Below are 20,375 nucleotides of genomic sequence, written 5' to 3' on the forward strand. Positions count from 1 at the left end.
GGTTCCGCAGCGTCGAACGTCGATAAGCCCATGAGCGTCGAAGCCGAGCGCGCCGACGAGATTCCCCAGACGGAGAGCGAGGACGAGGTCCGCAAGGAGCCGCTCGGCCGGCGCGTCCGCGGCTGGCTGACGGCCGCCCGGCTCGTCGGCTTCTCCAGCCTCACGCGGCGTATCCTGGTGCTGAACCTCGCCGGCCTCGTCGCGCTGGTCTCGGGGATCCTCTACCTCAACCAGTTCCGCGCAGGCCTCATCGACGCCCGCGTCCAGAGCCTGCTGATCCAGGGCGAGATCATCGCCGGCGCGATCGCCTCCTCGGCGACGGTCGAGACCAACCAGCTCTACGTCGACCCCGACAAGCTGCTCGAGCTTCAGCTCGGCCAGACCGCCTCGCCCGGCGAGGAAGGGCTGCAGAGCCTCGAATTCCCGATCAATCCGGAGCGGGTCGCGCCGGTGCTGCGGCGCCTCGTGACGCCGACCCGCACCCGCGCGCGCATCTACGATCGCGACGGCGCGCTGCTGCTGGACAGCCGCTCGCTCTACGCCCGCGGCGACATCCTGCGCTTCGACCTGCCGCCGCCCACCACCCGGGAGCCGAGTTTTCTCGAACGCGCGGGCCACTTCCTGACGGGGCTGTTCCGCCGGACCGACCTGCCGCTCTATCCCGAGCTCGGCGCCGCCAACGGGCGCGGCTATCCGGAGGTGTCGAAGGCGCTGTCGGGCTCGCCCGGCAGCATCGTGCGCGTCAACGACGCCGGCGAGATCATCGTTTCGGTCGCGGTGCCGATCCAGCGCTTCCGCGCGGTCACGGGCGCGCTGCTGCTCTCCACGCAAGGCGGCGACATCGATTCGATCGTGCGCGCCGAGCGCATGGGCATCCTGCGTGTCTTCTTGGTCGCCGCCGGCGTCATGATCGTGCTGTCGCTCCTGCTCGCAAGCACCATCGCAGGCCCAGTGCGCAAGCTCGCCGACGGCGCGGAGCGGGTCCGCCACCGCGTGTCGCACCGCGCCGAGATCCCCGACTTCACCAGCCGCACCGACGAGATCGGCCATCTGTCGGGGGCGCTCCGCGACATGACCAACGCGCTCTATGCCCGCATCGAGGGCATCGAGCGCTTCGCGGCGGACGTCGCGCACGAGCTCAAGAACCCGCTGACCTCGCTCAGATCGGCGGTCGAGACCATGCCGCTCGCCAAAAGCGACGAGTCGCGCGCGCGCCTGCTCGAGGTCATCCAGCACGACGTGAAGCGCCTCGACCGGCTGATCTCCGACATCTCCGACGCGAGCCGCCTCGACGCCGAGCTCCAGCGCCAGGACGCCGAGCCGGTCGACGTCGTGAAACTGCTCAGCACCGTCATCGACATGCAGAACGGCGCGCCGCGCGACAACGGGGTGACGGTGAAGCTCAACGTGTCCGACCCCGCCCAGGGCCGCGACGCCTTCCTGGTCCTCGGCCACGACAGCCGCCTCGCCCAGGTCATCACGAACCTGATCGACAACGCCCGCTCGTTCTCCCCCGACGGCGCCGCGGTGACGGTCGCCTGCCGGCGCACGCGCAAATTCGTGGAGATCGTCGTCGACGACTCAGGCCCCGGCATCCGCGAGGACGCGCTGGAGAAGATCTTCGAGCGTTTCTACACCGACCGCCCCGAGCAGGGCTTCGGCCAGAATTCGGGCCTTGGCCTGTCGATCTCCAAGCAGATCGTGGAGGCCCACAACGGCCGCATCACGGCGGAGAACCGCACCAAAACGGCGGACGGCGACGCCAAGGTGCTGGGCGCGCGCTTCACCGTCCGCCTTCCGGCGGCGACGGCGTGAGCCGGTCTCCGTCCATCCACGCCAACTGCGTCGTGTGCGGGGAGCGCGGGATCCTGGTCTTCGGCGCTTCGGGAGCGGGAAAGTCGGGGTTCTCAGCCGCGCTTCTCGCCCGCGCCCGCGCCGCGGGGCGGTTCGCGCGGCTCGTCGCGGACGACCGCGTCCTGCTCTCGGCGGCTCACGGCAGGTTGATCGCCCGGCCCCACCCGGCGCTCGCAGGCCTGATGGAGCGGCGCGGCCTCGGGATCGTGGGCGAACCGCATCTCGCCGCGACGGTCGTCAGGCTCGTGATCGAACTCGATCCTGAGGCCGAGAGGCTGCCAGCGCCGGAAGCGATGTTCCGGGAGATCGAAGGCGTCAGGCTCCCCGCGCTCGCCCTCGACCCACGCGACCCGGAAGCCCCCGGACACGCATTGCGGAGTCTCGAACCGGGACTCAACATGCCGAACTGTGACCGTTTCGCCCTTGCGTTCGCGCCGCAACATGAAAAGATCGCGCGATCGGCGTCCTGAGACGTCGCCGACGCCCCTGCGGCCGCGCAATGGCGGCGCGCGTCGGTCCTGCATGGAGCGCAATGAGTTTTGCGCGGAGACTGCATGATTGGCCTCGTACTAGTCACTCACGGGCGGCTCGCCTGTGAGTTTCGCGCAGCCCTCGAACATGTCGTGGGTCGGCAGGATCAGATCGCGACGATCACGATCGATCCGGAAGACGACATGGAGGTGCGCCGCGGCGACATCCTGGCGGCGGTGCGCGAGGTCGACAGGGGCGACGGGGTCGCGGTGCTGACCGACATGTTCGGCGGCACGCCCTCCAACCTCGCCATATCCTGCATGGACGGCCGCAAGGTCGAGGTGATCGCCGGCATCAACCTGCCGATGCTGATCAAGCTCGCGACCGTGCGGCCCAATCTTCCGCTCGAAGCCGCGGTGACGCAGGCCCAGGAAGCCGGCAGGAAATACATCAATGTGGCGAGCCAGGTCCTTTCGGTGAAATGACCGCACTCGCCCGAACCGACCGCCGCGCGGCGTATTGGCCATGACGGACGCGCGCCCGGCCCGCGAACTCGCCATCATCAACAAGCGCGGACTGCACGCCCGCGCCTCCGCGAAATTCGTTCAGACCGTCGAGAAGTTCGGCGCGACCGTGCATGTGAGCCGCGCCGGCGAGACCGTGGTCGGCACCTCGATCATGGGGCTGATGATGCTCGCCGCCGGGCCCGGAACGACCATCCATGTCGAGGCCGAGGGCGCGGACGCCGAGGCCGCCGTCGAGGCGCTCGCGGCGCTCGTCGCCGACAAGTTCGGCGAAGAGGAATAAAAAAGGCCGCGGACGCCTGAAGCGTCCGCGGCCTTTTTTTTTTCATCGGCGAGAAAGCGGGCCCGACAGGCCCGCCCCCCTCATTCCGACTGCTGGATCGCCGAGAGCATCCAACGTCCGCCATTGAGCACTCGGACGAAGGTCCAGAGCTCGGTGGCTTCTTCGGTACGGCTCGGGTTGCCCTCGACCACGCGGCCGGTGGAGACCTCCTCGGTGACGTCGATCAGTTCGTAGCGCATGGCGACAGTGGCGTAGTCGCGCGAGCCCTCGCGCCAGCTCTCGGCGAGATCGCCCTGCAGAAGCTTCACGCCGCTGACCTTGTTGATGACGCCGCGGCTGGCGTCCTCGTCGAGGTCGTTGCCGAACATCTCCATCATCTCGGGCGTCGCAAGGCCGCGCAGGCGAGCCATGTCCTGATTGGACCAAGCTTCCTGGACTTCGCTCAGCATCCGCTCGAAGACTTCGAAGTCCTGCGGTTCAAGCTCGATATCGATGCCGCGGTCGGCGCTCTGGCCAGAAGTCTGGCCGAAACCGAAGCCCCCGCCGGAGCCCGATCCGTACGAACCGCCGCCATAAGACGCGCCGTCACGTGAGACGGACTGCGGCTGGGGCCGGCTCGCGGAGTAAGGCGACGCGCCGGCGTTTGCGCCCGCCGAGGCCGCCTGCGGCTCGTTGCGGCGGCGCATCCAGTTCATCACAAGCCTCACGACGAGGAAGATCAGGCCGATCTGGATGATAAGGCCGAGGATCGAGGCCATCGAGCCGAGGCCGCCGAACAGGCCGGATCCAGAGAGCAGACCGAACAGGCCTGCGCCAAGCAGGCCGCCCATGAGGCCAGCGGCGAGACCACCGCCGAACATGCCGCGTCCCGGCGCCTGGGCGGGACGGCCGGCGGCGTTGTTCTGCATTCCGCCGGGCTGGCCAGGCTGGGTGGCGGAGCGCTGCATCTGCTGCGCGCCCGGAGCGGTCGCGGTCGGCGGCGCGGCGTCAAAGGTGCGAGAGCCGCGGCTGCCCATGCTGCCGCTGCGGCCGGCGCGAGCATCGGCGTCTTCCGGCACGAGGGTCGCGCCCACAAGAACGACCGCCGCGAACACGGCGAACGCACGGCGGATGGAGACGGAAGCGTGGCGCATCGGATCCCTTCGTGTCGGCTCCCGCATCACGCGGGCGCACCTTAGATGGTCAGGCGCCCGAGCTTTGTCACCACTGCGGGCCGCCCGGGAAGGCCGAGCGGCCTCACGTTGTCGTGGCCACGGTCAACTCGCCGCGACGTCGCCGCGGATCCGCCCGGATGCGGCCCAAATGTCACGTCCGCGGCGAACCGACCCAGATGACGCATTCTGTCTCGAACCTGACGCGACCTTCGTCTTAAGAGAGGTTCAACGACTTCGCCTGCCGAGATTCGCGTTTGATCCGCACCGCCCTCTTCGCCGCCCTGCTCGCGATCGGTCCGGGGACCGCGTTCGCGCAGTCGAGCGGCGTCGAAAGCGTCGGCCTCATCGGCTTCGCCCCCTGGGCGTCGGCGCATGCGTCGGCCGCCTTCGGCCCGGACGACGCCTATCTGTTCGAGGACGTCTCCGACTCCTCGCAGCTTGCTCCCGAGGCGCTCGTGATCGCCGAGCGGATCGACCGCGACAGGCTCGCGGCGGGAGCCGGCGACGCGCCGGTCGACGCCGAGGGGCGCGTCGGCGAGGCTTTCGGCGGCTTCGTGCGCTATGGCCGCGACGGCCTCGCCTATGCGACGCTCGACGTCGCCCGCGCCGCCGCCGAACCCACGCGGTTCGCGCAAGGGCCGATCGAGGGCCCCTCGCGCGTCGCGCTCAATCTTTCCCTCGGCGACTGAATCTTCGGTCGACGACCGTCGGACCGGCGCCCGCCGCTTCAGTCCCGAACATCGCCTTTTCCAACTGCTCCTCGCCCTTCGTCTCCACGCGAAGGGCGCGTCGTCGCTCGTCCGGCGCAAAAGTCCCGTCGCCGATCCGACATAAAGACTTCTTTATGTCTTTATTGAATGGGCGTCACGGGCGTGCTACGAGGTCGCCGACCTCATCCCCGAGGGTCGGCTTCAGCGCGCCGGCCTGTCGATCCACCAAGGAGCGCTCATGACCGCCGCCGTCGACTACATCGTCAAGGACATCTCGCTCGCCGACTGGGGCCGCAAGGAGCTCGCGATCGCCGAGACCGAGATGCCGGGCCTGATGTCCTGCCGCAAGGAGTTCGGTCCGTCGCAGCCGCTGAAGGGCGCGCGCATCGCCGGCTCGCTGCACATGACAATCCAGACCGCGATGCTGATCGAGACGCTTAAAGCCCTCGGCGCCGACGTCCGCTGGGCCTCGTGCAACATCTACTCGACCCAGGACCACGCCGCCGCCGCGATCGCCGCGAACGGCACCCCGGTGTTCGCCGTGAAGGGCGAGACGCTCGAGGAGTACTGGGAGTACACCCACAAGATCTTCGAGTGGGCCGACGGCGGCACCCCGAACATGATCCTGGACGACGGCGGCGACGCCACGCTGCTCCTCCACCTCGGCAAGCGCGCCGAGGCCGGCGACGTCGCGTTCCTCGAAGGCGCGACCAACGAGGAGGAGACCATCCTCTTCGCCGCCATCAAGAAGCGCCTCGGCACCCATCCGGGCTGGTACACGAAGAACGCCGACGCCATCCAGGGCGTGACCGAAGAGACCACGACCGGCGTCCATCGCCTGTACGAGTTCGCCAAGAAGGGCGAGCTGCTGTTCCCGGCCATCAACGTCAACGACAGCGTCACCAAGTCGAAGTTCGACAACCTCTACGGCTGCCGTGAATCGCTGGTCGACGCCATCCGCCGCGGCACCGACGTCATGATGTCGGGCAAGGTCGCGATGGTCGCGGGCTTCGGCGACGTCGGCAAGGGCTCGGCCGCCTCGCTCCGCCAGGCCGGCTGCCGCGTGCTGGTCTCGGAGGTCGATCCGATCTGCGCGCTTCAGGCCGCGATGGAAGGCTACGAGGTCGTCACGATGGAGGAGGCGACCAAGCGCGCCGACATCTTCGTGACCGCGACGGGCAACGTCGACGTCATCACCGTCGATCACATGCGCGACATGAAGGACCGGGCGATCGTCTGCAACATCGGCCACTTCGACAGCGAGATTCAGATCGGCGCGCTGAAGAACTTCAAGTGGGACAACATCAAGCCGCAGGTCGACGAGGTCGAGTTCCCGGACGGCAAGAAGATCATCGTGCTGTCCGAGGGGCGCCTCGTGAACCTCGGCAACGCGACCGGCCACCCCTCCTTCGTGATGTCGGCGTCGTTCACCAACCAGACGCTCGCGCAGATCGAGCTCTGGGCGAACAACAAGGACGGCAAGTACGAGCGCCAGGTCTACGTGCTCCCCAAGACTCTCGACGAGAAGGTCGCGGCGCTGCACCTCGACAAGATCGGCGTGAAGCTCTCCAAGCTCTCGGACAAGCAGTCGTCCTATATCGGCGTGCCGCAGGCGGGCCCCTTCAAGCCCGAGACCTACCGCTACTGATCTCGCGCGGGCGCGCCTTCCGCGCGCCCGCGTCCCTGACGTCTGACCGCGCCCCCGGCCCTCCCCTTTGGACGGCCGGGGCGTTTTCGTTTCGCGCCCGCCCCCGATCGTGCGAAAGCTCTTTTCCACAGGGTGAATTTTGACGGCTCCGTGGCGCGCGCGCCTCTGTCGGCGGGAGTCCCGAGCCAGTATCGTCGGACCGATTCGGGGACGCCGCGCGCGGCAAGCCGGCGGCGTTCGGTGACGCACGCCGGCCGAGGGGGCTTCAAGACGCGAATGTCCGCACGCTCGAGGTCGAGGACGGCGCCGCCGGCTTTCGCGGCGGCGGCCGCGGGCGTGGCGCTCGCCAGCAGCCCGGCGCAGGCCGCGGCGCTCGGCGCCTCGGAAGCCGCGGCGCTGTCGCTGTTCCTCGGCGCGATCTTCGTCGCCGTCACGGCGTCCGTGCTCCTGCTGCGAGCCCGCCACCGCCTCGCGACGCTCTCCGACTCCACCGCGCTCGCCGAGCGAGACCTGCGCTCACGGCTCGACCGCGCCGAAGCCGAGCTCGCCGCCGACGACCGCGTCACCGTCACCTGGGCCGCGGGCGCGACCGAACCGGTCGTGGTCGGCGACGCCTCTCGCATCGCGGGCCTCACCGCCGGCCGCCGGCTCCTCGCCTTCGGCGCATGGCTCGACCCGAAGGTCGCCAACGCCCTCGAAGACCGCATCGCGGCGCTGCGCGAGCGCGGCGAACCCTTTAGGCTGATGCTTCCGACCGTCGAGGGCGGCCATCTTGAGGCCGATGGACGGCCGATCGGCGCGGCCGTCACGCTGCGCCTGCGCGACGTCACGGGCGAGCGCCTCGCGCGGGCCGAGATCGAGGCCGACAACGCGGAGCTGCGCGGCGCGCTCGCCCGCCTCACCGCATTGGTGGAAGCGCTGATCCAGCCCGTGTGGCTGCGCGACGATCGCGGCCGGCTGGTCTACGCCAACGAGGCCTACGCCCGCGCGGTGGAGGCCAAGGACGGGGTCGCGGCGACCGACGCCCAGGCGGAGTTCCTCGATCAGGCCGACCGCGCCGCCGCGCGACGGACAGTCGAGGCCGGCCATGTGTTCCGCAAGCGCGCGCCCGCGGTCTTCGCCGGCCAGCGCCGCATCTTCGACGTCGTCGAGGCCCCTTCGGAGGGCGGCTCGGCCGCCATCGCGGTCGACGTGTCGGAGCTCGAGGACGTGCGAGCGGACCTGTCGCGCCAGATGGACGCGCACCGCCGCACGCTCGACGAGCTCACCACCGCGGTCGCGATCTTCCGGGCGAACGGCGCGCTCGCCTTCCACAATCAGGCCTTCGCGCAGCTCTGGGCGCTCGATCCTGCTTTTCTCGAAAGCGGCCCGTCCGACGCCGCCGTGCTGGATCGCCTGCGCGCCGACCGCAAGCTGCCCGAGGAAGCCGACTTCCGCACCTGGAAGGCGGCCCTCCACCAAGCCTATCAGGCCATCGAGGCGCGGGAGCACTGGTGGCACTTGCCCGACCGCCGCACGATCCGCGTGGTCGCGGCCCCGAACCCGCAGGGCGGCGTCACCTATCTCTTCGACGACGTCACCGAGCGTCTCGCGCTCGAAAGCCGCTTCAACGCGCTTCTGAAGGTCCAGAGCGAGACCATCGACCACCTCAAGGAGGCGGTCGCGGTGTTCGGCTCGGACGGACGGCTGCGGCTCCACAACCCCGCCTTCGAGACGCTGTGGAAGCTGTCTCCAGCGGCGCTGGAAGACCGGCCACACGCCGAGCAGGTGCTGGGCGCCTGCGGCGCACGCCACGCCGATCCCGCCTTGTGGAGCCGGCTCAAGATGGCGATGACCGCGATGCCGGAGGAGCGCAAGCCCGTCGCCGCGCGCATCGATCTCGACGATGGCGCGATCGTCGACGTGGTCACCCTTCCCCTGCCGGACGGCGGCACGCTCACCACCTTCACGGACGTCTCGGCTTCGGTGAACGTCGAGCGCGCGCTGCGCGACCGCGCCGAAGCGCTCGAGGCCGCCGACCGCCTCAAGGACGACTTCGTCAAGAACGTGTCCTACGAGCTGCGCGCGCCGCTCACCAACACGATCGGCTTCGGCCAGCTTCTGGGCGACCCGCGCATGGGCGAGCTCAACACCAAGCAGAAGGAGTATGTCGACCACATCGTGTCGTCGGCCTCCGCTCTGCTCGCCATCATCAACGACATCCTCGACCTCGCCACCATCGACGCCGGCGCGATGGAGCTCGACCGCTCGCCGGTCGATCCGCGCGCCGCGATCGACGCGGCCGTGGAGGGCGTCCGCGACCGCCTCGCGGAAGCCGGCCTCGGGCTTGAGATCGAGGTCGCGCCGAATGTCGGAACCTTCGAGGGCGACCCAAAGCGCGTGCGCCAGATCCTGTTCAACCTGCTCGCCAACGCCATCGGCTTCTCCAAGCCCGGCGTCGCGGTGCTTGTGAGCGCCATGCGCGAGAACAACGAAGTCGTGCTGCGCGTCGCCGATCGCGGCGCCGGCATCCCGCCCGAGCGTCTCGAGCGCGTGTTCGACCGGTTCGAAAGCCAGTCGGCGGGCAGCCATGCCCGCGGCGTCGGCCTCGGGCTCTCGATCGTCCGCTCGCTCGTCGAGCTTCATGGCGGCACGGTCGCCTTGCAGTCGGCGCCCGGCGAGGGCACCGTCGTAACCTGCCGCTTTCCCGTTGGCGGCGCCGCGATCAAGGCCGTCCGATGAAGGGTCCCGCCGCCAGAACGCAAGCCGCGACCGCGGCCGCCCGCGCGGCGGAGGCCGCCGCGTCGCCGGAATGGAAGCTGCCGCTTCCCGACGAGGCCGCGACCCAGGCGCTCGCGGATCTCATCGCGCGCGCGCTCAAGCCCGGGGACCTCGTGACGCTCGGCGGCGAGCTCGGCGTCGGCAAGACCACCTTCGCCCGCGCGCTCGTGCGCGCCCGCGCCGGCGATCCGGAGCTCGAAGCCCCGAGCCCGACCTTCACGCTGCTCCAGACCTACGACCTGCCGCGCGGCCCGATCGTCCACGCCGACCTCTACCGGCTCTCCGGGCCGGACGAGCTGGAGGAACTCGGCTGGGACGAGGCCGGCGACGACGCCATCGTGCTCGTCGAATGGCCGGACCGGCTCGGGCCCGTGCTGCCGCCCGACCGCCTCCAGATCGAGCTCAGCCTCGCCGACCAGCCGACCGCGCGCACCGCGGCCATCACCGGCCACGGGCGTTTCGTCGAGCGGCTGAAGCGCCTGCGCGACGGCCAGCGTTTCCTCGACAGGGCCGGCTGGGGCGCGGCGCGGCGCGACCACATCCAGGGCGACGCCTCGACGCGCCTCTATGAGCGCCTGACGCTCGGCGACCGCTCCGCGATCCTGATGGACGCGCCCGCCAGGGCGCCGGGCGTCGCGATCCGCGACGGCAGGAGCTATTCGGAGCTCGCCAAGCTCGCGCTCGACTCAAAACCCTTCGTCGCCATCGCCGACGGCCTGCGCGCGCTCGGCTACGGCGCGCCGGAGATCTACGCCGCGGACCTCACGACCGGCTTCCTGCTGGTCGAGGACGTCGGCGTCGAGCCGGTGGTCGCTCTCGGTTCGCCGATCGCGAGCCGCTACGAGGCGGCGACCGACCTGCTCGCCGATCTCCACGCCAAGGCCGTTCCCGCCGAGACCCCCGTGGGCGGCGAGCTCTACCGCCTGCCGGACTACGACGCGCCAGCCTTCCTGATCGAATGCGAGCTGCTCTGCGACTGGTATCTGCCGCGCATGACCGGCGTCTCGCCGGATCCGGAAGCGCGCGAAGCGTTCCGCGGACTGTGGCGGCAGGCGCTGGAGCCCGTGCTCGCCATGGGCCGCACCTGGGTGCTGCGCGACTACCATTCGCCGAACCTCACCTGGCGCGACGACCGCGAGGGCATCCTCCGCCTCGGCGTCATCGACTTCCAGGACGCCTGCATGGGCCCGCCCGCCTATGACGTCGTCTCGCTGCTCCAAGATGCGCGCGTCGACCTTCCCGATGAGCTCGAGATGCAGCTCGCCGCCCGCTATCTCGCGGCGCGCCGCAAAGCCGACCCGAGCTTCGAGCCGCGCGACTTCGCCCGCGCCTATGCGACGCTCGGGGCCCAGCGCGCGACCAAGATCCTCGGCATCTTCGTCCGTCTGGCCGAACGCGACGGAAAGCCCGGCTATCTGCGCCACCTGCCGCGCCTGCGCCGCGCGCTCGACGCCAACCTCGCGCATCCCGACCTCGCCCCGCTCGCGGCCTGGTACGCCGAGCGCATGCCGCCTGCGGATCAACCGGCGTGAGCGCTCCCACCGACGCCATGGTGCTGGCCGCGGGCCTCGGCACCCGCATGCGGCCGATCACGGACAGCAAGCCGAAGCCGCTTGTCGAGGTCGGCGGCAAGACGCTCGTCGACCATGTGCTAGACAAGCTCGCCGAAGGCGGGATCGCCAAGGCCGTCGTGAACGTCCACCACCACGCCGACCAGATGGAGGCCCATCTCGCCGGCCGGACCTCTCCGGCGATCGAGATCTCGGACGAGCGCGACAGGCTGCTCGACTCCGGCGGCGGCGTGGTCAAGGCGCTGCCGCGCCTTGCCGGCGACGCGGTCTTCATCCTGAACGCCGACACCTTCTGGCTCGACGGCGCCAGCCAGAACGTCGAGCGGATGCGGGAAGTCTGGGACCCGGCGCGCATGGACGCCCTCCTCCTCGTCGCGGCGCTAACCGCGAGCGTCGGTTTCGACGGCGCCGGCGACTTCTTCCTGTCGCAAGACGGGCGGCTGAGGCGCCGGCCCGAGCGCGAGGTCACGCCCTTCGCCTATGCGGGCGTCGCCATCATGAGCCGCGCGGCCTTCGCCAATGCGCCGGAAGGTCCGTTCTCGTTGAACCGTCTCTGGAACGAGGCGATCGAGGCCGACCGCCTGTTCGGCCTCAGGCTCGACGGCCTGTGGCTGCATGTCGGCACGCCGCAGGCGATCCTGGAAGCCGAGGAGGCGATCGCGGCGTCGGCGGCTTAAGCGCGCCGCCTTCGTCCCGGCCTTGAGCCGGGACCCAGAACCGAGACGCCTTCCGCTAAAGATCTCCAACTTCGCCGACTTTTCTTCCGGTTTCCGTTAGCGCGTCCGGATTCCGGCTCGAGCCCGGGACAAGAGGCCTGCGCCCTCTCAAAACGCCCCGCGCCCGCGCTATGCTGCGCGCCATGCCGGTCGATTCTCCCCGCGCCAACGTCCTGACGATCGCGCCGGGCGCGGCGTTCCTGCCGACGCTCGTCGCCGGGCTGCTGGACGGCGCGCTCGTGCCGGGCTTCGCGCCGCGCCACCACCCCATCGCGCTCGCCGACGCCACCGTCTTCCTGCCGACCCGGCGCGCCGCCCGCGCCTTGCGCGACGCGTTTCTCGAGGCGCTCGACGGCCGCGCGACGCTGCTTCCGCGCATCGCCCCGCTTGGAGACGTCGACGAGGACGCCGACGTGGTCGAGCCGCTCGAGGAGGCGGAGGGAGACCTCCCCTCCGCCGCGCAACCCTTCGCGCGGCGGCTCGCGCTCGCGCGGCTCGTGAAGGCTTTCGCCGGCGCGCTCGACCGCTCGGTCCTGCGTTTGCGCCCCGAGGACGGGCCGCTGGTGCCCTCGACCGCCGCCGACGCCATCCACCTCGCCGGCGACCTCGAAAGCCTGATCGACGCGATCGAGACCGAGGAGGTCGACGCCCGCGCGCTCGACGCCCTGATTCCGGGTGAGCACGACCAGTACTGGGCCATCACCCAGGCGTTCCTGCGGGTCGCGCTGGCGCGCTGGCCCGAGCACCTCGCCGAGCGCGGAGAACTCGATCCGAGCGCGCGCCGCCGCCTCCAGATCGAGGCCGCGACCCGTCGCGTGGCAGCCTCCCGCGGACCTGTGATCGCCGCGGGCTCCACCGGCTCCGCGCCCGCGGTGCGGCGGCTGATGAGGGCGATCTCGACCCACCCCATGGGCGCCGTGGTGCTGCCGGGCCTCGACCGCGACGGGCTCGAAGACGCGGCCTGGCGCGAGCTCGTTTCCGGGCGCGGGCCGGGCCTCTACGGCCATCCCCAGCGCGGGCTCGCGCAGCTGCTCGAGACGCTAGAGATCCGCCGCGAGGACGTCCGGGAGCTTGGCGGCGCCGCGGCGGCGCTCGGCCTCAGGGCGCGGCTTGCGGCCGACGCGCTGCGGCCGGCCGAGACGACCGACGCCTGGGCGACGCGGCGCTTCTCGCCGGCGGATGTCGCGGCGGCGCTCGACGGCGTGTCGATCGTCGAGGCGCCGACGTTCCGCGCGGAGGCCGCCGCGATCGCGGTGGCGCTGCGCGAGGCGGTCGCGACGCCCGGCAAGACCGCGGCGCTCGTCACGCCGGACCGGGCCCTTGCGGCGCGCGTCGCCGCCGAGCTCGAGCGCTGGAGCGTCCTGGTCGACGACAGCGCCGGCCGTCCTCTCGCCTCGACGCCCGCCGGCGCGCTGCTGCGGCTTGCGGCCGAGGCCGCGCTCGCGCCGACGCCCGCGGCCCTGCTCGCGCTGCTGCGCGCGCCGGCCTGCCGCCTCGCCTCCGAGGCGCCGCGGGCCGTCGACGCGCTCGACGTCGCGGTCTTCCGCGCGATGTGGCCGGCGACCGGCCTCAAAGGACTTCGGGCCGCGCTCGCAGCGCTGTCGTCGCAGCCCGCAGACGCCGCCGACGACGCCCCGCCCCGTCGGCGCGGCGTCGCGCGCCGGTTCGGACCCGACGACCTCGCCGCGGCCGCCTCGCTGGTCGAACGCCTTGAAACCGCGCTCGCCCCTCTCGCGGGAGTCGCGGCGGAGGCGGAGGCTCCGCTCGAACGGCTTGTGGGCGCGCTGTCGGGCGCCTTCGAAGCGCTGGCCGGGACCGAGGGCGAGGATGTCGAGGCCGTCCACGAGACGCTCGACGAGCTGCGCGGCGGCGCGGCCGAGGCCGACCCGATCGCTCCCCTCGCCTTTCCGGGCGTCCTCGAGGCGCTGCTCGCCGGCCGGGCGCTGCGACCGCCGCGCGACCGCCATCCGCGCCTGCGGATCCTCGGGCCGCTCGAGGCGCGACTCCTGAGCTTCGACCTCGTGATCCTGGGCGGACTGAACGAAGGCGTCTGGCCGCCCGTGCCGCAGGCCGACCCCTGGATCAACCGCCCCCTGCGGGCCGCGCTCGGCCTCGCCCCGCCAGAGCGGCGGATCGGCCTCTCGGCGCACGACTTCTCGCAAGGGCTCGGCGCTCCGGAAGTCGTGCTGACCCGGGCCGCCAAGGTCGGAGGCGCGCCCACCATCCCGGCGCGCTGGCTGCAGCGGCTGGCGGCCGTCGCCGCGGGTCCGGCGCATGAGGCGGCGCTGGCCAGAGGACGCCGCCTGCTCGCATTCGCCGAACGGCTCGACGACGCCGAGCGGGAGCCCGCCCCGCGGCCGCCGGAGCCCCGGCCGCCGCTCGCGGCCCGGCCGCGCCGCCTGAGCGTCACGGCGGTCGAGACCTGGCTGCGCGACCCCTATTCGATCTACGCCCGCCACATCCTGAGGCTCGAGGAGCTGCAGCCGGTCGGACCAGAACCCGGTCCCGGCGACCTCGGAAACGTGATCCACAAGGCGCTCGAGACTTTCGTGAAGGAGGCCGTCCCGCTCGACGATCCGCAGGCGCTCGACCGGCTGCTCGCCTTCGGCGTCGACGCGTTCGGCGATCTCCTGGAGCGCGACGACGCGCGAACGCTCTGGTGGCCGCGCTTCGTCGCCGTCGCCGACTGGGCGCTCGGCTTCCACCGCGCCCGAGCGGCCCAGGTCACGGAGGTCTTCGTCGAGCGCGACGGAGCCTACCGCTTCGAGACCGTGGGCGGGCGGACGTTCGAGCTCACCGCCCGCGCCGACCGCATCGAGGCCTTCGCCGACGGGACGTTTTCGGTGCTCGACTACAAAACCGGCGCTGTCCCGACCGCGAAGCAGGCGCTCGCCGGCTTCGCCCCGCAGCTTCCGCTCGAAGGCGCGATCCTGCGCGAGGGCGGCTTTGCGACGGTCACCCACGCCGGAAGTCCGATCGGCGAACTGAGCCTGATCAAGCTCGCGGGCCGCGATCCCGCGGGCGAAACCGTCGAACTGCGGTCCAAGGAGCTCTCGCCCGACGCCGTCGCGATCGAGGCGCTGGCGCGCTTCAAGGCGGTGGTGAACCGCTTCGAGGATCCGCGCGAGCCCTACCGCTCGCTGTCCCACCCCCAGTTCCTGCGGCGTCCGGACGGGCCTTACGCCCATCTTGCGCGCGTGAAGGAATGGTCGGCGACCGGCGGCGCGGCGGAGGGCGAGGCGGAATGAGCGGCCCCTCGGCGAAGACGCTCGAACGGCAGGCGCTCGCTTCCGACCCCGCGAGCTCGGCCTGGGTGTCGGCGAACGCCGGCTCGGGCAAGACCTACGTGCTGGTCCAGCGCGTGGTGCGGCTGTTGCTTGCGGGCGCGGACCCTTCGCGGATCCTCTGCCTCACCTTCACCAAGGCCGCCGCCGCCAACATGCAGAACCGGGTCGTGGCGCGGCTTCGCGGCTGGGCGACCGTCGACGACGAGACGCTCGCGGCCGAGATCGCCGGCGTCGAGGGCGCGCGGCCCTCGCCCGGACGGCTCGCCAGCGCCCGAAAGCTGTTCGCGCGGGCGCTCGAGACCCCGGGCGGGCTGAAGATCTACACGATCCACGCCTTCTGCGGCCGCCTGCTGCACCAGTTCCCGTTCGAGGCGAACGTGCCGGCGGGCTTTTCCGAGCTCGACGAACGCGACCAGGCCGAACTGATGGCGGAGGCGCGCGCCGCGACCCTCGCCAAGGCCGCGCGCGATCCCGACCGGCCGATCGGGCGGGCGCTCGCAAGCCTCGTGGCGCGCCATGCGGAAGGAACGATCGACGAGGCGCTCGCCGAGGCGGGTGGCGCGCCGCGACGCGATCGCGCGGCTGTTCGTCGAGGGCGGTCTCGACGACGCCGACGGCGCGGCGAAGGAGCTGCGCGTCATGTTCGGCCTCGCTCCGACCGACAGCGCGGACGCGCTCGAACGCGAGATCCTCGCCGGCGGCCTGTCTTCGTCGGAATGGCCCTCGATCGCAGCGGCGCTTGCGCAGGGGTCGGCCAATGACGTGAAGCTCGCGGACTGTTTCACCCGCGCGGCGGCGGCCGAGGCGGAGAAGGACCGGCGCGCCGCCTATCTCTCGGTCTTCCTCACCGGCTCTGGCCAGCCGCGCGCGCAACGCGCCTTCGTGACCGCCGCGACCCGCAAGGCCGAGCCCGGGCTGGCGGCCCTGCTCGACGCTGAACTCCTGCGCGTGGCCGAGCTCGTGAAGCGCGTCCGCGCCGCCGTCATCGTCGAGCGCACCCACGCGCTGCTCACCCTCGCGGACGCGGCGATCGGCGCCTATGGGGCGCGCAAGTCCGCCCGCGGCCTGCTCGACTACGCCGACCTCATCCTGCGGGCCCGCGCGCTGCTGTCGCGCGCGGACGCCGCCTGGGTGCTGTTCAAGCTCGACGGCGGCCTCGACCACATCCTCGTCGACGAGGCGCAGGACACCGCGCCCGAGCAGTGGGACATCGTCCGCAAGCTCACCGAGGACTTCCTGTCTGGATCGAGCGCCCGCGAGGCGGTCGAGCGGACGGTGTTCGCGGTCGGGGACGAGAAGCAGTCGATCTTCTCGTTCCAGGGGGCCGAGCCCGCCGCCTTCGGCGCGACCCGCAAGGCCTACGAGGTCTCGCACATCGGCGTGGATCGCGCCTTCCACGACGTGCGGCTTCAGGAGAGCTTCCGCTCGGCCAAGGCCGTTCTCGACGCCGTCGACGCCGTGTTCGCCCGCAAGGAGGCGTTCGCCGGTCTCTCCTCCGACGAGGGGGTGGGCACACATCACGAAACGACGCGCGTGTCCGCGCTCGGCTCGGTCGAGCTCTGGCCGATCGTGGTCGCAGAGGAGGCCGAGCGCGCCAAGGAGGCCTGGGACGCCCCCTTCGACCGCGTGAACCCGACGAGCGCCGTGGTGCGGCTCGCCGAGCAGATCGCGGCCGAGATCCGCCGCGCGATCGACGCCGGCGAGACGGCGCCGGGCGAGATCCTCGTGCTCGTCCGCCAGCGCAAGGCGTTGTTCGAAGCGGTGCTGCGGGCGCTCAAGCGGCTCGGCGTGCCGGTCGCGGGCGCGGACCGGCTGGTCGTCGGCGAGCACATCGCGGTCATGGATCTGCTCGCGCTCGGCGACGCCATCGTCACGCCCGACGACGACCTTGCGCTCGCCTGCGCGCTCAAGAGCCCTCTGTTCGGCCTCGACGACGACGACCTGATGGCGGTCGCGCCCGAACGCGGCGGCGCGCGGCTGCTCGACGCGCTCGGAGAGGGAGCGGCGCGCGCGCAGGCGGCGGCCGAGAGGGTGCGGCGCTTCGCGGCCGAGGCGCGCAAACGATCGCCCTTCGATTTCTTCGCCTTCCTGCTGGCGAGCGCCGGCGGGCGGCGCGCCTTCCGCGCCCGGCTCGGACCGGAGGTGGATGATCCGCTCGACGCGTTCCTCGACCTCGCCGAGGCGTTCTCCCGGTCCAATCCTCCGACGCTTGCCGGGTTCCTGCGCTGGATGCGGGCGGCGCCGGCCGAGATCAAGCGCGACCTCGACGTCTCGTCCGGCGAGGTGCGGGTGATGACTGTGCACGGCGCCAAGGGACTGGAGGCCGAATTCGTTGTGCTGGGCCGACACCTGCGGCCCGGCGAGTTCCGGACGCGGATCGGCGCTGCTCGCAGCGCCCCGCCTCCACGCCGGCCACGACGCGCCGCCGATCCCGGTCTGGGCCGGACGCAAGGACGACGATCCGCCCGCGCTCGAGGCCGCCCGGGCCGAGCGCGCCCGCCGCGCCGAGGAGGAGCATCGCCGCCTGCTCTATGTCGCGATGACGCGCGCCAAGGACCGGCTGGTCGTCTGCGGCCACGACATCGGCGGGCGCGGCCCGAGGGCGCCTGGTACGACCTCGTGCGCGAGGGGCTTGCGGCCGCGGCCGGGGTCGAGACGCTGGAGACCGAGGCGGGCCCGATCCTGCGGCTGCGATCCGGCTCGGCGCCGCAGCTCGCGCTCGACCTCGCGCCGCTTCCGAAAGCCGTGGAAGAAAAAGCGCCGCCGCCCGCCTGGCTCGGCGAGGCCGCGGCGTTCGAGCCTGCGCCCGGCCGGCCGCTGTCGCCCTCGGCGCTGGTGGCGGAGGACGAGACCGCGCGCGCCTTCGCCAGATCGCCCGGCGCCGACGCCGGCCGCGCGCGCGGCGTGCTTCTCCACAGGCTTCTGAAGGCCTTGCCCGAGATCGCGCCGGAGCGCCGCGCGGAGGCTGCGACGCGGATCGTCGCGCGCGGGGCGGCGGCGCTCGACGCCGAGGCGGCGGAGGCGGTTCGCCGCGCCGCGCTCGCGATCGTCGACGACCCCGCCTTCGCCGCAGTGTTCGCCCCGGAGGGACGCGGAGAGGTGCCGATCATCGGGCGACTCGCGGACGGCCGTCCGGTTTCCGGCCGCGTCGACCGGCTGGCGGTGACGGACAGCGAGGTTCTGGTGGTGGACTACAAGACCGACCGCAAGCCGCCGGAAGACGGCGCGCCGGCGCCCGAGGCCTATGCGGCGCAGCTCAAGGCCTACGCCGAGCTTCTGGCCGCGATCTGGCCCAACCGCCCCGTGCGCGCCGCGATCCTGTGGACCGTCGTCCCCAGGCTTGATCGGATCGACGTCGCGCTTCCTTGACGGCCCTTGGGGGCGTCCATACGTTTTGGGCAACGCAGCGGCGGGCCCGCCCCGGGTGTCGGGGTCGGCTCGCCCGTTTTATGAGAAAGGTGCCCCCATGGCGACCGCGAAAGTCTCCGACGCCAGCTTCGAGAACGACGTCCTGAAGTCCGCCGAACCCGTCGTGGTGGATTTCTGGGCCGAGTGGTGCGGCCCCTGCCGCGCGATCGGCCCGGCGCTTGAGGAAATCTCCGAGGAGATGGCCGGCAAGGTGAAGATCGTGAAGCTCAATGTCGACGAGAATCCCGAGACCGCGACGCGGTTCGGCATCTCGGCAATCCCGATGCTGATGATGTTCAAGGGCGGCGAGCATGTCGCGACCCAGCGCGGCGCGGCTCCGAAGTCCAAGCTCGTCAGCTGGATCGAGACCTCGGTTTGAGCTGATCCCACCACCGGCGTGTCCGGAGACGGCGTCTGAAAGGCCCTCGGAGCGATCCGGGGGCTTTTTGTTTGAGGCCCGCGCCACGGCGGCAGGAGCGACGCGCGAGCCGGGGTCCCATTCAGGATGAGGCGGGCTCAGCATGACCGAAATTGAGACGCGGTCGCTTCCACCGTCATGCCCGCGCCTTCGCGCGGGCATCCACGACGTGATCGGAGAGCGGCGCGGCAAGAATGTCGTGGATACCCGGCTTCGCCGGGCATGACGGCGAGGCTCGAGCTGGGATCAGCCTGGCCAGGTCCCGTTCGCCGCAAGCGCCTCGCCGGCGAGGTAGAGCGAGCCGGTGATCAACACGCGCGGCGGCGTCGGGCCGGCGGCGCGACTGATGCGCGCGAGCGCTTCCTCGACAGACCCGCAGGATTCGGCCGCAAGCCCCGCGCGCTCGGCCGCGCTCGTGACCTCATCGGGAGAACGGGCGGCCGTCGACGAGCCGATCGGCACGCCGTAGACCCTCCCCGCAAGGCCCGCAAAGGCCTCGAGGAAGCCGTCGGAGTCCTTGGTGTTGAGCATCCCCACCACCATCACGATCGGCTTGGGAGAGCGCTCGTCCAGCTCGGCGAGGGTGGAGGCGATCGCACGGCCGCCGTCGGGATTGTGGCCGCCGTCGAGCCAGAGCTCGGACCCGGCAGGCAGGAGCGTCGGCAGGCGTCCCGAGGCGAGGCGCTGCATGCGCGCCGGCCAGTCGACGGAGCCGAGGCCCGTCTCGATGGCCGCGGTCTCGGTCTTCAGCGCGGACGACGCCCTGAGCGCCGCGATCGCCGCGCCAGCGTTCTCGATCTGGTGGCGGCCGACGAGGCGCGGCAGCGGCAGGTCGAGCAGACCGTCGCCGTCCTCGAAGACGAGGCGGCCGCGTTCCTCGCGGGCCTGCCAGTCCTGTCCCGAGATCGACAGCGGCGCGCCGACGCGGGCGGCCTCGCGCTCGATCGCCTCGAGCGCCGCGCCCTCCTGACGCGAGATCACCGCGGGGGAGGCTCTTCAGGATGCCGGCTTTCTCATGGGCGATCTGGGCGATGTCGTCGCCCAGGAACTTCTGGTGGTCGAGGCTCACCGGCGTGATGACGCTGGCGAGCAGCTTCTCGACGACGTTGGTGGCGTCGAAACGCCCCCCGAGGCCGACCTCGAGCAGCAGAACGTCGGCGGGCTCGCGTGCGTAGAGCAGCATCGCGGCCGCGGTGGTGATCTCGAACAGCGTGATGGGCCGTCCGCCATTCACCCGCTCGACCTCCTCGAAGGTCGCGGCCAGACGGTCCCGTCCACATAGGTTCCGGCGAGCCGGATGCGCTCGTGGAACCGCACCAGATGAGGCGAGGTGTAGACGTGGACGCGGCGGCCGGACGCCTCCAGCATCGCCCGCAGGAACGCGGTCGTGGAGCCCTTGCCGTTGGTGCCGGCGATCTGGATCGCGGGCGGCATCGCGCGATGCGGGCCGCCGAGCTCGCTCAGCAGCTCTTCGATGCGGCCGAGCGAGAGGTCGATTTCCTTGGGATGAAGCGCGAGGAAGCGCTCCAGATACGCGTCGCTGCCGCCCATGGGCTCGACCGCAGGTTCAG

General features: G+C 71.6%; 14 protein-coding genes and 3 pseudogenes. 15 read left to right on the forward strand and 2 right to left on the reverse strand.

All coding sequences use genetic code 11. From position 1 onward, the window contains the following. The first annotated feature begins 30 nt into the window (after positions 1-30). The 4 genes from K6K41_RS06945 to K6K41_RS06960 all read left to right on the forward strand — a co-directional run bounded on the left by K6K41_RS06945 (position 31) and on the right by K6K41_RS06960 (position 3,132). Positions 31-1,815: a sensor histidine kinase gene (locus K6K41_RS06945; protein WP_261404451.1), complete on the forward strand. Its 1,785-nt coding sequence runs from the start codon at positions 31-33 to the stop codon at positions 1,813-1,815. After that, the gene (locus K6K41_RS06950) at positions 1,812-2,324 is read left to right on the forward strand and encodes an HPr kinase/phosphorylase (protein ID WP_261404452.1); all 513 of its coding nucleotides are present in this window, start codon (positions 1,812-1,814) and stop codon (positions 2,322-2,324) included. Before K6K41_RS06945 ends, K6K41_RS06950 begins: the two co-directional genes overlap by 4 nt. 84 nt (positions 2,325-2,408) lie before the next feature. Next, positions 2,409-2,810 (forward strand): PTS sugar transporter subunit IIA, encoded by a 402-nt coding sequence (locus K6K41_RS06955; RefSeq protein WP_261404453.1) that lies wholly within the window; start codon positions 2,409-2,411, stop codon positions 2,808-2,810. A 40-nt stretch (positions 2,811-2,850) separates the two neighbouring features. Beyond that, a complete protein-coding gene (locus tag K6K41_RS06960) occupies positions 2,851-3,132 on the forward strand; it encodes an HPr family phosphocarrier protein (protein WP_261404454.1) in 282 nt (93 codons plus the stop codon). Between the two features lie 80 nt (positions 3,133-3,212). On the opposite strand, the gene K6K41_RS06965 is transcribed toward K6K41_RS06960, so the two are convergent. Further along, entirely contained in the window at positions 3,213-4,265 is a 1,053-nt protein-coding gene (locus tag K6K41_RS06965) for a Tim44 domain-containing protein (RefSeq protein ID WP_261404455.1), read from the reverse strand. A 275-nt stretch (positions 4,266-4,540) separates the two neighbouring features. Here K6K41_RS06965 and K6K41_RS06970 point away from each other — a divergent pair, with 275 nt between their 5' ends. The 11 genes and pseudogenes from K6K41_RS06970 to trxA all read left to right on the forward strand — a co-directional run bounded on the left by K6K41_RS06970 (position 4,541) and on the right by trxA (position 18,765). Beyond that, complete coding sequence (locus K6K41_RS06970; RefSeq protein ID WP_261404456.1) at positions 4,541-4,975, forward strand: hypothetical protein; 435 nt, start codon at positions 4,541-4,543, stop codon at positions 4,973-4,975. 259 nt (positions 4,976-5,234) lie between these two features. Next, positions 5,235-6,644 carry an adenosylhomocysteinase gene (gene ahcY, locus K6K41_RS06975; protein WP_261404457.1) on the forward strand — a complete coding sequence of 470 codons (1,410 nt, stop codon included), beginning with the start codon at positions 5,235-5,237 and terminating at the stop codon, positions 6,642-6,644. A 276-nt stretch (positions 6,645-6,920) separates the two neighbouring features. Beyond that, positions 6,921-9,365 (forward strand): PAS domain-containing sensor histidine kinase, encoded by a 2,445-nt coding sequence (locus tag K6K41_RS06980; RefSeq protein WP_261404458.1) that lies wholly within the window; start codon positions 6,921-6,923, stop codon positions 9,363-9,365. Then, complete coding sequence (gene tsaE, locus K6K41_RS06985; protein ID WP_261404459.1) at positions 9,362-10,936, forward strand: tRNA (adenosine(37)-N6)-threonylcarbamoyltransferase complex ATPase subunit type 1 TsaE; 1,575 nt, start codon at positions 9,362-9,364, stop codon at positions 10,934-10,936. The genes K6K41_RS06980 and tsaE overlap by 4 nt, the downstream gene beginning before the upstream one ends. 17 nt (positions 10,937-10,953) lie before the next feature. Continuing rightward, positions 10,954-11,652 carry a nucleotidyltransferase family protein gene (locus K6K41_RS06990; protein ID WP_261405668.1) on the forward strand — a complete coding sequence of 233 codons (699 nt, stop codon included), beginning with the start codon at positions 10,954-10,956 and terminating at the stop codon, positions 11,650-11,652. A 182-nt stretch (positions 11,653-11,834) separates the two neighbouring features. Then, positions 11,835-14,939 carry a double-strand break repair protein AddB gene (addB, locus tag K6K41_RS06995; RefSeq protein ID WP_261404460.1) on the forward strand — a complete coding sequence of 1,035 codons (3,105 nt, stop codon included), beginning with the start codon at positions 11,835-11,837 and terminating at the stop codon, positions 14,937-14,939. After that, entirely contained in the window at positions 14,936-15,739 is an 804-nt protein-coding gene (locus K6K41_RS07000; RefSeq protein ID WP_261404461.1) for a UvrD-helicase domain-containing protein, read from the forward strand. The genes addB and K6K41_RS07000 overlap by 4 nt, the downstream gene beginning before the upstream one ends. 199 nt (positions 15,740-15,938) lie before the next feature. Then, a pseudogene (locus K6K41_RS07005) lies at positions 15,939-16,277 on the forward strand (UvrD-helicase domain-containing protein); the annotation flags it as partial. A gap of 1,033 nt (positions 16,278-17,310) precedes the next feature. Beyond that, a complete protein-coding gene (locus tag K6K41_RS07010) occupies positions 17,311-17,904 on the forward strand; it encodes a 3'-5' exonuclease (RefSeq protein WP_261405669.1) in 594 nt (197 codons plus the stop codon). Between the two features lie 14 nt (positions 17,905-17,918). After that, positions 17,919-18,347: pseudogene (locus K6K41_RS07015) on the forward strand (PD-(D/E)XK nuclease family protein); the annotation flags it as partial. 97 nt (positions 18,348-18,444) lie between these two features. Then, entirely contained in the window at positions 18,445-18,765 is a 321-nt protein-coding gene (gene trxA, locus K6K41_RS07020; protein ID WP_261404462.1) for a thioredoxin, read from the forward strand. A 285-nt stretch (positions 18,766-19,050) separates the two neighbouring features. On the opposite strand, the pseudogene K6K41_RS07025 reads toward trxA, so the two are convergent. Further along, positions 19,051-20,355 (reverse strand): annotated as a pseudogene (locus tag K6K41_RS07025) (bifunctional folylpolyglutamate synthase/dihydrofolate synthase). Between the last annotated feature and the right edge of the window lie 20 nt (positions 20,356-20,375).

The organism is Chenggangzhangella methanolivorans (assembly GCF_019797865.1).
In the GTDB taxonomy this organism is placed as follows: Bacteria; Pseudomonadota; Alphaproteobacteria; order Rhizobiales; family Methylopilaceae; genus Methylopila; species Methylopila methanolivorans.